This is a genomic window from Clostridium polyendosporum, from assembly GCF_018332455.1.
GTDB classification, from domain to species: Bacteria; Bacillota; Clostridia; order Clostridiales; family Clostridiaceae; genus Clostridium_AY; species Clostridium_AY polyendosporum.
This window is the reverse complement of the sequence record NZ_BOPZ01000002.1, coordinates 1-12127: the sequence shown is the minus strand read 5'-3', so window position 1 is coordinate 12127 and position 12127 is coordinate 1. Positions and strand designations below refer to the sequence as shown.

General features: G+C 29.9%; 11 protein-coding genes and 1 pseudogene. 3 read left to right on the top strand and 9 right to left on the bottom strand.

What is annotated here, in order from left to right:
• The 6 genes from CPJCM30710_RS01130 to CPJCM30710_RS01105 form a co-directional block, all read right to left on the bottom strand.
• Positions 1–483 carry a permease gene (locus tag CPJCM30710_RS01130; RefSeq protein WP_212902330.1) on the bottom strand — a complete coding sequence of 161 codons (483 nt, stop codon included), beginning with the start codon at positions 481–483 and terminating at the stop codon, positions 1–3.
• A gap of 38 nt (positions 484–521) precedes the next feature.
• Positions 522–863, bottom strand: a complete 342-nt coding sequence (locus tag CPJCM30710_RS01125; protein ID WP_212902329.1) for an ArsR/SmtB family transcription factor — start codon at positions 861–863, stop codon at positions 522–524.
• Positions 864–1076: 213 nt separating this feature from the next.
• The gene (locus tag CPJCM30710_RS01120) at positions 1077–1487 is read right to left on the bottom strand and encodes an arsenate reductase ArsC (protein ID WP_212902328.1); all 411 of its coding nucleotides are present in this window, start codon (positions 1485–1487) and stop codon (positions 1077–1079) included.
• Positions 1488–1757: 270 nt separating this feature from the next.
• Complete coding sequence (gene arsM / locus CPJCM30710_RS01115) at positions 1758–2573, bottom strand: arsenite methyltransferase (RefSeq protein WP_212902327.1); 816 nt, start codon at positions 2571–2573, stop codon at positions 1758–1760.
• A gap of 18 nt (positions 2574–2591) precedes the next feature.
• A complete protein-coding gene (locus CPJCM30710_RS01110) occupies positions 2592–3032 on the bottom strand; it encodes a MarR family winged helix-turn-helix transcriptional regulator (protein ID WP_212902326.1) in 441 nt (146 codons plus the stop codon).
• A 356-nt stretch (positions 3033–3388) separates the two neighbouring features.
• Positions 3389–4864, bottom strand: a complete 1476-nt coding sequence (locus CPJCM30710_RS01105; RefSeq protein ID WP_212902325.1) for a SulP family inorganic anion transporter — start codon at positions 4862–4864, stop codon at positions 3389–3391.
• Between the two features lie 366 nt (positions 4865–5230).
• Between CPJCM30710_RS01105 and CPJCM30710_RS01100 the strand changes: the two genes are divergently transcribed.
• A complete protein-coding gene (locus CPJCM30710_RS01100) occupies positions 5231–6355 on the top strand; it encodes an ABC transporter ATP-binding protein (RefSeq protein ID WP_212902324.1) in 1125 nt (374 codons plus the stop codon).
• Positions 6355–7911, top strand: a pseudogene (locus CPJCM30710_RS01095) (ABC transporter permease/substrate-binding protein). Before CPJCM30710_RS01100 ends, CPJCM30710_RS01095 begins: the two are co-directional and overlap by 1 nt.
• Positions 7912–7933: 22 nt before the next feature.
• On the opposite strand, the gene CPJCM30710_RS01090 reads toward CPJCM30710_RS01095, so the two are convergent.
• The 3 genes from CPJCM30710_RS01090 to CPJCM30710_RS01080 all read right to left on the bottom strand — a co-directional run bounded on the left by CPJCM30710_RS01090 (position 7934) and on the right by CPJCM30710_RS01080 (position 10704).
• Entirely contained in the window at positions 7934–8554 is a 621-nt protein-coding gene (locus CPJCM30710_RS01090) for a TrkA C-terminal domain-containing protein (protein ID WP_212902323.1), read from the bottom strand.
• Between the two features lie 346 nt (positions 8555–8900).
• Positions 8901–10100 carry a Na+/H+ antiporter NhaA gene (nhaA, locus tag CPJCM30710_RS01085; RefSeq protein WP_212902322.1) on the bottom strand — a complete coding sequence of 400 codons (1200 nt, stop codon included), beginning with the start codon at positions 10098–10100 and terminating at the stop codon, positions 8901–8903.
• 205 nt (positions 10101–10305) lie between these two features.
• Positions 10306–10704 carry a hypothetical protein gene (locus CPJCM30710_RS01080; RefSeq protein ID WP_212902321.1) on the bottom strand — a complete coding sequence of 133 codons (399 nt, stop codon included), beginning with the start codon at positions 10702–10704 and terminating at the stop codon, positions 10306–10308.
• Between the two features lie 425 nt (positions 10705–11129).
• Here CPJCM30710_RS01080 and CPJCM30710_RS01075 point away from each other — a divergent pair, with 425 nt between their 5' ends.
• On the top strand, positions 11130–11960 hold the full coding sequence (locus CPJCM30710_RS01075; RefSeq protein WP_212902320.1) for a TerC/Alx family metal homeostasis membrane protein: 831 nt from the start codon (positions 11130–11132) through the stop codon (positions 11958–11960).
• Positions 11961–12127 lie beyond the last annotated feature (167 nt).

Below are 12127 nucleotides of genomic sequence, written 5' to 3'. Positions count from 1 at the left end.
CTAACCTCTCACCACCATTTCGATAATATATGCAACTACAAAAGAAAATAGAAATGCAAGTAAGTTTCTTAATACAGTAAGTTTTTTACCAAAGTATTTAATTTCTACTGGTGCTGATACTACACCCACCATCATTAACGTAGAAACAAAGGCTCCAATCTGCATATATCCCGCGCCATTTTGAAGTAACATAGCTGCTGTAGGAAATGCTACAAATCCTGGAATAAGCGTAACTGCTCCAACTACAGCTGATAATACAACTCCTCCCCACCCTGATTCTCCTCCTATGATGTTAGAGATAACTTGAGGGTTAAGTATGGCCAGCAATATTCCCACCAAAATAATTACTCCAAGAAATTCAGGCAAAATATTTTCAAAGGCTTTCCATGCTTTCTTTAATGCTTTCGTAGTCTTTCTCTTATCTTTTAAAAATGATGCTATTAATAATACAATGGTGACGCCATAAAAAATATAACTATCCATCAACATCACTCCCTCCATTACTAATACTGTATAGCCATTTAATTTTTACATGTTTCAAGATACTTTTCTGCATCTTTGCTTTTCTCAACATCACTTTTTATAACTGGATAATTTTCTAATTTATCTACAATGTTTTTTAATATATCTTTAAAAACCTTGTCATCAATATTAAGATAATAAAATATAAACTGTTCACGTCTTTCATCCTTTACAAGTCCCATATCCCTAAGTTTAGCAAGATGCTTTGATATTTTAGGCTGTGACTCTCCTGTTATTCCACACATTTCACAAACACAAAGCTTCTTATGGTATAGTAGAATCAAAATTCTTAAACGTGTTTCATCTGATAGTATCTTAAAGAAATTAGTCAATTTATCCATTGACAGCACTTCCTTTCATAAAAATTTTATAAACTTATATTATATCCGTATATACGAATATACTCATATAGGTATATATACATATTATTCCTAACTCTTATATTTGTCAACTACTTATCTTTTATTTTTTAAAACAAAAAGGACAGTAAATACTGCCCTTTTCTCATTTATTATGATTATTTATTTTTGCTTATATTTTTACAAAATACTATTCTATAAAACAATCTCTTTGTTATTGATTCTATTAGATAAATCCTTAATTTTTTCTTCAATCGTCAGTGCTATCTTTTTAAATTCTTCATCATCTTTACCAGTTGGATCTTCCAATCCCCAATCCTCTACATGCTTTGCTGGTAAAAATGGACAAACAACATTGCAACCCATTTTTATAACAATATCAACTTCTGGGATATCTGTAAGTAATTTAGAACTTTGAGTTTCATTCATATCAACCTTATATAAATCTCTTATTATTCTTACAGCATCTTGATTTATCTGTGGTTTTGTCTCTGTTCCAGCTGAATATGAATCAAAAACGTCTGAAGCAAACAACTTTCCTAGTGCTTCTGCCATCTGTGATCTGCATGAATTGTGTACACAAACAAATGCTACTTTTGGTTTCATAATTATAATCCTCCGAAATATTAAGTATATTTTGAACTATTTATTTAAAATTTATGATTTTAAAGTATTTACATGATTATATTCATTTATAATCATATAACAAGACTTATTAACATACAACAGATTAGACAGTAATTTAGCATACATTTAACAAATGTTTATTAAACATACCGTATTTAATATGTCTTTCTCTTCTAGATCAACTCACTCTTTCATTTGATCTTTATTTCTTGTTCTTATTTCTTGTTCTTATTTCTAAAATTACTCCTATTATTTATATGCTTTGACATGAGCACCAGCAAAAGCGCCATCAAGTAATTCAGAGTTCAGTTTACTATATATATCTCCTAAGTTTTTTTGTTTTGCAATCTCTTCAATAATTTCTTTTGTATAAATATTAACAGGGGTAATCTGTATATCTTTAAATCCAACTTGATTTAATATATCTTTATATTCTTCAATACTCAAAGCTCCTGCTATACATCCAATCCACATCTCAACATTAGTTTTAACTTCCTCTGGAACATCTTTAAGCATTACTACATCAGCAATTGCTAATCTTCCACCATTCTTTAAAACTCTAAATGCTTCTCTTAGAGCATCTTTCTTACTCTCACAAAGATTAATAACGCAGTTAGATAATATTAAGTCTACTGACTCATCGTCAAGTGGAATATCCTCAATGTATCCTTTTATAAATTCTACATTTTTCACACCCATTTTCTCTTTATTTGCATTTGCTAATTCTAGCATCTCATCAGTCATATCTAAACCATAAACTCTGCCTGTTTCTCCAACATACTTTGAGGTTATAAATACATCTATTCCTCCACCACTGCCTAAATCTAGAGCTATTTCTCCTTTTTGTGGATTTGCTAAGACTACTGGGTTTGCACAACCAAGAGATGCATTCACAGCTTCCTCTGGAAGCCCATCAATGTATTCCTTATTATAAAGCAATGAATCATTTGTGATATCACCACAACAAGATGTTCCACACCCACAAGAAACTTTTGTTTCACTGTTTACTTTTTTTGCTATACCACCATAGTAAGACTTAATTTGTCCTTTAATACCATTACCCATTTCATACACTCCTTTTTATTAACAACATTTATTATTCTTAACTGCATCTATAAGCAGTTCTAAACTTTCAAGAACTTGTTCTCTTTTATTCTCAGGAATAGAATCTAGAATACTTTTATAGTACTGATCCATACTGCTTTCAATATTATTAAAAACTCTCTTTCCGCTATCTGTTAATTTAATACTTACGTATCTTCTATCTTCTGGATGCAAATCTCTAAATACTAAATTGCTCTCCACAAGATTATTTATAGTTCTGCTCATTGTACTCTTATCTAAAGATAGTACTTCAGCAAGTTTATTCAAAGATATCTCCTTAGCTCTTTCTATTTCCACTATAGCATGACATTGAGAAACAGTAGTGCCGCAACATGTAGCCTCTCCCTTCTCCAATACACCTAAACTTTTTACCAAAAATCTAATCAATTCCCTCAACAAGTGGCTATCTTGTCTTTCCATTTTATCACCTCAACATAATTGTAATATAAAACTGTTGTACATTGCAAATATTTTGTTAAATTGAACTTTTTATGTTTATTCTTTAGTACTATATTATATATTTACGTAATTAAGAAATTATAGTCAGAAAGATAATTATCTCCTCCTATATAGTTAATAAACTACAGCTACAGTTTGTTTTACTAATAAAATTTAATAGGCATCGAGCCTGTTAGATTTTAGGCAGATTTCACTTTGTAAAATGGTAGAAAAAGAAATCGCTACGAATTTTATTAAAAATTCGTAGCGATTTTCATATTTTATAAAAGTTAGATTATAAAACTTTCATTGTAAAATATTTTTTTAATGAATTTTCTTTAATGGCCACTTTGTTGTTGCAGACCACCTGGTTTATTGAAAACTGCAACTCTATCAATTAGAGTTGTACTAGCTTCATTTAGACCAATTAAATTTGTTTTTATTCCATTTTGATGATATTTAATGACAACTTTATCAATAGCCCCCACACCTGACTCATCCCAAATATGAGTTTTTGATAAATCAACTTCTATTAATTCTACTTCGTCATTAAAATTAAATGCATGGATAAAATCCGTTACTGAAGCAAAAAACAATTGACCTTCTACTTTATAAGTTTTCTTTTTATTTGCTTCATTTACTACAGAAGTTACTTTTACTTTAGAAATTTTAGATGCAAAGAATAGTGCACTTAGAACTACTCCTAATAAAACTCCAACTGCAAGGTTATGTGTAGCAATAACAACAGCAACCGTTATTAGCATAACAAGTGAATCAGACTTTGGTGATTTATGTAACTTTCTTAATGATTGCCAATCAAAAGTACCTATTGATACCATAATCATTACGGCAACTAAAGCTGCTAGTGGAATTTTAACTACTAATTTGTCTAACGTAATAATTAACACAATTAAAAATGATCCGGCGGTAAAAGTAGAAAGACGGCCCCTTCCACCTGATTTAACATTAATAACTGATTGTCCGATCATTGCACATGAAGCCATGCCACCAAAAAATCCTACTAGAATATTACCTATACCTTGTCCACAACATTCAACATTTTTACTGCTGTTTGTTTCAGTAATGTCATCTACAATTTGAGCTGTTAGTAAAGACTCAATTAATCCTACAAACGCAAGTGAAACAGAATATGGCAATATAATAAGTAATGTTTCTAAATTAAATGGAACATTAGGAATTAAAAAGTTTGGAAGAGTACTTGAAATATGTCCCATATCTCCTACTGTTTTTACATCACTTCCTGTAAAAATAGCAATAGAACTTATTACAATAATAGCTACCAACGGTGATGGAATAGCTTTAGTAATACGTGGGAAAAGATAAATGATTGCTAGTCCACCAATTACCATTGCATACATTGGCCATGATTCACCAGAAAAAGCAGGTAATTGTGCCATGAAAATTAAGATAGCCAAAGAGTTAACAAAACCAATCATAACAGAACGTGGAATAAACTTTACTAAGTTCCCTACCTTCAAGATTGATAACAAAACTTGGATAATTCCAGTTAATATAGTTGCTGCAAACATATACTGTATACCATGTTCTTTAACCAAACCTGTTAATACAAGTGCCATTGCCCCAGTTGCTGCTGAAATCATTCCTGGGCGTCCCCCTACAAAAGCAATGATAATAGCCATACAGAAGGAAGCATACAATCCAATCATTGGATCAACTCCTGCAATAATAGAAAAACCGATAGCTTCTGGAATAAGTGCTAATGCAACTACAATACCTGATAATACATCTCCACGAATATTCGCAAACCATTCTTGTTTTAATCTTTGTTTCAAAACAACACCTCTTTCTATTAAATTTTAAATTACTTCCACCTTATGGAAGTCGGTTCCGCTATAACAAATAGAATTATACATTTTAGCTATGTTTTGTAGCAAGTATTTTTTCATACAAAAAAATATTTCTCATTAAATTTATTAATAAAATAATAAGTTAGATGCTAAACTACAACACCCTCTTTTTACTGTATAACTTACAGTTTATTTACTTTTTAAGTATATGAAGAAATCATGCTAAAACCATCGTAGTGTCCATTTATTTCTAGCTTATATACACCTAACCCATTAATTTGACGAAGTAACAACTTTATTGTTATAATCAAGTTGTTTTTTAACACAAGTTGTATTTAAGGGGGTTTTAGAATGATACAATTTAAAAATATTCAAAAAAAGTACCAAAGTAAAACAATAATCAATGACTTCTCACTTAATATTAATAAAGGAGAATTTATAGTTTTCATTGGCCCAAGTGGTTGTGGTAAAACAACATTACTTAAAATGATAAATAAACTTGTGCAACCAAACTCCGGTAAAATCTTCGTTAACGGAACAGATATTTCAACGGTTAATACTATAGAACTCAGAAGGAATATTGGGTATGTTATTCAGCATACTGGGCTATTCCCTCATATGTCAGTAAAAGAAAATATAGAGCTTATTCCAAAACTTAAAGAAGAAAATCCTAATGAAATATCAAAAAGAACGGAGGATTTGCTAAACCTTGTTGGATTAGATTCTAAGGAATATATGCATAGATTACCTACGGAACTAAGTGGAGGGCAGCAACAGAGAATTGGTGTTGCGAGAGCTTTTGCAACAAATTCAGATATAATTTTAATGGATGAACCCTTTAGTGCTCTAGATCCTGTTACAAGAAATAGCCTACAGGAAGAATTGTTCCAAATGCAGAAAGAGCTAAATAAGACTATTGTTTTCGTAACACACGACATGGATGAAGCTATTAAGCTTGGAGATAAAATCTGTTTATTAAAAGATGGTAATATACTTCAATTTGATACACCTGAAAAAATATTAAAGAATCCTGCTGGTGATTTTGTTGAAAACTTCATTGGTAAAAAAAGAATTTGGAATAACCCTGAATTCTTAAAAGCAAAAGATATCATGATTCAAGACCCTGTAATGATAACACCTAAGAGAAATGTGCTACAAGCAATAGAAATAATGAAAGACCATAAGGTTGATAGTTTGATGATAACAGATAAATCTAATACTCTTTTAGGGTTAGTTACCTTGAAATCAATAAAATTAACCGATAGAAATTTCATCATAGAAGATATAATGGAGCATAATTTAGTAACGGTTGATGAGGATTACAACCTACTATCTGTGCTAAAGACTATGAACGGAAATAATATTGGATATGTACCTGTAGTAAACAAAAGCAACCAATTATCTGGGTTGATTACTAGAAGCAGTATTCTCTCAGTGTTAAGCAGCCAATTAATTGACTTGGAGGTGAACTTCTAATGAAAGAATTTTTAAACTTTATTATTAATAGAAATGACCAAATCCTCAATCTATTGACACAGCATCTATACTTGAGCATAGTTGCAGTTATTATAGCAGTAGTAATTGGAATCCCTTTGGGAATAGCTATTACAAGAGTAAAAAGACTTTCAAAACCAATAATCAGTTTTGCTAATTTAGTTCAAGCAATACCAAGCTTAGCTTTACTTGGATTTTTAATACCTATTGTAGGGATAGGAAGTAAACCTGCTGTTATAATGGTTGTATTATATTCTCTTCTGCCAATAATTAAGAATACTTATACAGGCTTAACTAATATTGATAATGATATTTTAGAAGCTGCAAGAGGTATAGGTCTTACTAAAAGCCAAGTTTTAAGAAAGGTGCAATTACCTTTAGCACTTCCAGTAATAATGGCTGGAATTAGAATTTCTGCAGTAACCGCTGTAGGATTAATGACAATTGCTGCATTTATAGGAGCAGGTGGTCTAGGATATCTAGTATTCTCAGGAGTTCAAACTGTTGACAATAATATGATTTTAGCTGGTGCCATACCTGCATGTATATTAGCTTTATTAATAGATTCAATTGTAGGCAAACTTGAGAAGATACTATCTTATACAAATAGAAGAAAAGAGTCTAAAACGTTAAACAAAAAATCTAAAAGAATAATTGTTTCAACAGCAGTTTTAGCGTTGTTAATAATAGGTACAACATCCATTCATGCTCTAGTTAATAGAGATGATAAGATAGTTATTGGATCAAAAAACTTCAGTGAATAACTAATTTTAGGGAATATGTTAGCAGATCTTATTGAGAATAAAACTGATATCAAAGTTGAAAGAAAGCTAAATCTTGGCGGAACTCAGGTTGCTTTCAGTGCTCTGAATTCTGGGGAGTTAGATATGTATGTTGAATATACTGGTACTGGATTAGTTAATATATTAAAAAAAGATGCTGTTAATGATCCTGATAAAGTTTATGATATAGTACAAAAAGAATTTAATGAAAATTACAGTTTAAAATGGCTCAAGCCACTTGGATTTAATAACACTTATGCTCTAGCAGTAAGACAAGACACTGCTAATAAGTACAATCTAAACACCATCTCCGATCTTGCAAAGATAAGCAATGAATTAACTTTAGGACCAACAATAGAGTTTCCTAATAGACCTGATGGATTAATAGGACTTTCTAAAACATATAATATGAACTTTAAGGAAGTAAATGCTGTTGATGGTGGATTAAGATACACAGCCTTAAACAACAATAAAAGCGATGTCATTGATGCTTTTTCTACTGATGGATTATTAAAAGCATTCAATCTTAAAGTCTTAAAGGATGATAAAAGTTTCTTTCCACCATATTATGCTGTACCTCTTATAAGAGAGGATACATTGAAAAAACATCCTGAACTAGAAGATGTAATAAATACACTTGCAGATAAGCTTACAGATGAAAAAATGAGAGAGCTAAACTACAGAGTTGATAGCCTTAAGGAATCTCCAGCTGAAGTTTCAAAGGATTTCCTGAAGAAAGAAGGATTATTAGATTAAAAGAAGAGATTTCTCTCTTCTTTTAATCATTTAAAAAACTAATAACTCTATCATATGTCTTATCATCACCAATTATAAGAAACACATCTCCTTCTAAAATAAGTACATAAGGTCCTGGAGAGATTATAAGTTCTCTATTTCTCTTTATACCAATAACGGTTCCCCCTGTGTTCTGCCAAAACTTAACTTCAGATACTGTTTTTCCAATATGACTACAAAAAGGTGGTATTTCTACCTCAATTGGTGCTAATGGATTTATATTTCTTAGCCTTCCCGAATAATCTATAACTTTCCTTAAAGTATCTACTAACGTTTCATCAATTCTATTCTTTTCTTTAATAAGAGATTCCATCTGCTTCTCTAAATCCTTTATGCTTTCCAAGTTAGAAAATCTATTTATATATTTAAAGGCGTTTTCCCTAGATAAAACCACTATTCCACTGCCCTTAGTTGATTGAACAATCTCTACATCTTCTAATATCTTTATTGATCTTCTTACAGTTTCTGGAGATACATTGTATTCACTTGCTAAAGTTGATCTTCCATGTATTTTCTCTCCAACCTTAAATTTACCATCATATATTCTATTAGCAATATCAATAGCTATTCTCTCATAGGTTGGTATCTGTACCCTGTGCTCCATTTTATCCTCCACAATTTATAATTACAAAAAAGATAATATTATTCTTTGTATGTTAAATTAGCATTAAGTTTATCATAATTTAATTATTATAAAGCTTATTACCATAATTAATATATCATAAATATATACGTAATAAAACAAACATTTTATACTTTAATAATATGAATGGAGTCTAGAGTCCTTTAGATTGATATTTTTATTTAGATATATAATCTTCACAGGATAAGCATACATTTATGTAGTAATTATTACATTGATTAGCTCTAGTACCTTTCTCTTAAAATTTCTACATTAATTCATATTATGTTTACATATAGAAAATCAACTATAGAACTACTAAACTTTTCTATTTTTGTGTTTGCGGTTTTATAGATTTAAAAATTAAACTGCCTAACACTGCTGATAGGATTGAGGCAGATATTATACTGACTTTTGCTATAGATATAAAAGTGTTGTCTGAAAAGGATAATGATGAAATAAACAATGACATTGTGAATCCAATTCCACCAAGCAAACTTGCGGCATATATGTGCTTTATTGTCACTCGAGAAGAAAGTTTAGCAATTTTAAATCTTATCAATAAATATGATGCTCCAAATATCCCTATCTGCTTTCCTAAAAAAAGCCCTAAAAGAATTCCTAGATTAATAGGACTTACTATTAATGTTAAAAAGTTCTTAAAATCAATAGTTACTCCTGAATTTGCTAGAGCAAATATTGGCATAATAACAAAAGCAGACCATGGTGTTAAAGCATGTTCAAGCTTATATAACATTGAATCTTTAAATGTTTCATTATCTTTGGAAGCAGGTATTGTCATTCCCAGCAATACTCCGGCAATAGTTGCATGTATACCTGACTTCAAAACACTAATCCATAGTATAATCCCTAAAACAGCGTAAAAAAGAATATAATTGATTTTAAATCTATTTCCTAGTATAAGAATTATTAGAGCTATTACTGCTATAAAAATGGCACTGAAAAAAATTTGATTAGTATAAAATATAGCAATTACAAGAATAGCTCCTAAGTCATCAACTATCGCTAGAGCTGTAAGGAAAACCACAATCCCTTTGGGTGCTTTTTTACTGCCTACCAAAGAAAGTACTGCTAAAGCAAATGCAATATCAGTAGCCATAGGAATACCCCAGCCAGTAATAGTTGGTTCTTTGTAATTGAATAGTATATAAATCATAGCCGGGACAACCATTCCACCCAAAGCAGCAGCAACAGGTAGTATAGTTTTTTTTATAGATTTTAGCTCGCCAACTAGTAGTTCTCGCTTTATCTCCATACCAATAACAAAGAAAAATATACCCATTAATCCATCATTAATCCAATGAAGAACTGACATTGATAGTGATAATCTTCCATATCCAATAGTTATATAGTGGTGGAGTATTTTGTCGTAGGCTAAAGCAAATCTAGAATTTGCAATACCAATTGCAACAATGGCACAAATTAATAGTATTATACCACTAGCGGCTTCGTGTTTAAAAAAATCTCTAAAAGGTGTGATAACTTTATTAGGAATTTTAAATTTCATTTTATTGCTCATCTTATTACTGCTCATCTTATGTTTGATAATACCACTCCCTATCTATGCAATTATTCTTTAGAACGTTAATTAAACAAATACAATATACTATTATTATTATTTAAAAACTTCTTATAAAATAAACCATTTTCTTAACATATGAAAACAAAAAAAATAAAAAGATGAAAATTTATAATTTGAATTACATATCTTATCACAGAGAATTTATTAGGGAATTCAACTTAACATCTATGTTTTCTTTAATCTCATACCAGGTGCCATTATACTTAATAAATTTTCCGTAAAAATTTATATAATGTCTTTCTTTACCTAACATTATAATCTCATACTTATGGTCTGCTTTAGGTTCATCTATTATTTTTTTAGTAGATTTAAGCTCTAGTGAATTAATAAATCTAACTATACTTTCTAATGATTCTTTCTTGGTAGTTGTTACCGAACTCCGACCATTCGGAGTAATTCTTACTATCTCTGCATTATTAACTTTCTCTAAATCTATTTTATTAACTCTACCTTTAGTTTCACCAAAACAACTAATAAGAGAAACAATTAAAATGAATATTAGTAATTCACTAATTGGTATCTTTTTCATATAATCTCCTCTCACGTATATATGATTAAAATTACTACAAACCTACAACTGCTATATTATCTTAATATTTATTACCAAAGCAAAAATATTTTTATATCATTTATTGCTATTTTCCCCCCCAAAAATATTTTTATTATTATTTAAACTTTAATTTTGTCTTAATACATTTCAAGCTTAATATGTCGTTGTGTTATGAATGATCTAATAGCAGCCCTGTACACATTCGAACTTGACATGAATCATCTATCTATTATAGAATGATTTTAAGAAATTTTACTCAGAGGGAGTAGCAGGCTGAAATTCAGTGGTAAACCGACAACACGGAGATAATCCCGGTTTTGCTCTTAAATTGTGAGACTCTGAAACTAGTATATGCATGCATATACTAGTTTTAGAGTTTATTTTTTACTTAAGGAGGTTAGCAAATGACGACTAAAAAAGTTTTATCAAAATTCTTATTAATAGTTTTTATGGCTATTATTGTAAATGGTGGTATATGGTACTACATGGGATCTGAAAAGGCTTTACAATTCCTTGGAGGATATATTATTGAGCTTAGTCTTAGTGTAGACAATCTCTTCCTATTTCTATTAATTTTTTCAAGCTTTAAAATTGAACCTAAATATCAAAAAAGGGTTTTAAAATATGGAATAATAGGTGCAATTTTTTTAAGACTAATATTTGTCCTATTAGGTGTTGCTGTTGTAAATAAATTCAAATGGATAATATATGTATTTGGAATACTTCTTATTTTAAGTGGTATTAAAATATTGGCAAATAAAGAGGAAGATGTCTCCTTTGAGGATAGTAAACTACTTAAACTTCTGAAAAAATTTATACCTGTTACCGAAGAACTTCATAATGAAAAATTCTTTGTAAGAATACATAATGTACTCTATGCAACACCATTATTCGCAATATTATTTTTAATAGAGGGGTCAGATGTAATATTCGCAATAGATTCAATTCCAGCAATTTTTGCAATAACAACAGACCCATTTATTATATATATATCTAACATTTTTGCAATATTAGGTCTTAGAAATCTATATTTTCTTCTTGAAAAACTTCATAGCAGCTTTGAATATGTTAAATACGGAGTTGGCGTAATACTTCTATTTACTGGTATAAAACTTGGAATTTCATTTAAATATCATATACCTGTAGCAACATCAATTTTTATTATCGTTTCAATACTTGCAATAAGTGTATTATGCTCCATAATTATCAATAAACGAACAGAGTTTCAGAATTAAAATTTTCATACATAAAAGCCATCAGGATAAAATTATCCTGATGGCTTCAGTTTGCTGAAAAACCCCCTGTTTAAAAAACAGAGGGTTTTTCTAGCAAACTTGTGGATAAATTTTAAAACAGGGTTTTTCTATTAATTTGAATAAAATTTTATATAAATCTATAGAAG

Coding starts and splice junctions, on each gene's coding strand:
- CPJCM30710_RS01130 (WP_212902330.1), bottom strand. CDS start 483: ATGGATAGTTATATTTTTTATGGCGTCACCATTGTATTATTAATAGCA.
- CPJCM30710_RS01125 (WP_212902329.1), bottom strand. CDS start 863: ATGGATAAATTGACTAATTTCTTTAAGATACTATCAGATGAAACACGT.
- CPJCM30710_RS01120 (WP_212902328.1), bottom strand. CDS start 1,487: ATGAAACCAAAAGTAGCATTTGTTTGTGTACACAATTCATGCAGATCA.
- arsM (WP_212902327.1), bottom strand. CDS start 2,573: ATGGGTAATGGTATTAAAGGACAAATTAAGTCTTACTATGGTGGTATA.
- CPJCM30710_RS01110 (WP_212902326.1), bottom strand. CDS start 3,032: ATGGAAAGACAAGATAGCCACTTGTTGAGGGAATTGATTAGATTTTTG.
- CPJCM30710_RS01100 (WP_212902324.1), top strand. CDS start 5,231: ATGATACAATTTAAAAATATTCAAAAAAAGTACCAAAGTAAAACAATA.
- CPJCM30710_RS01090 (WP_212902323.1), bottom strand. CDS start 8,554: ATGGAGCACAGGGTACAGATACCAACCTATGAGAGAATAGCTATTGAT.
- nhaA (WP_212902322.1), bottom strand. CDS start 10,100: ATGAAATTTAAAATTCCTAATAAAGTTATCACACCTTTTAGAGATTTT.
- CPJCM30710_RS01080 (WP_212902321.1), bottom strand. CDS start 10,704: ATGAAAAAGATACCAATTAGTGAATTACTAATATTCATTTTAATTGTT.
- CPJCM30710_RS01075 (WP_212902320.1), top strand. CDS start 11,130: ATGACGACTAAAAAAGTTTTATCAAAATTCTTATTAATAGTTTTTATG.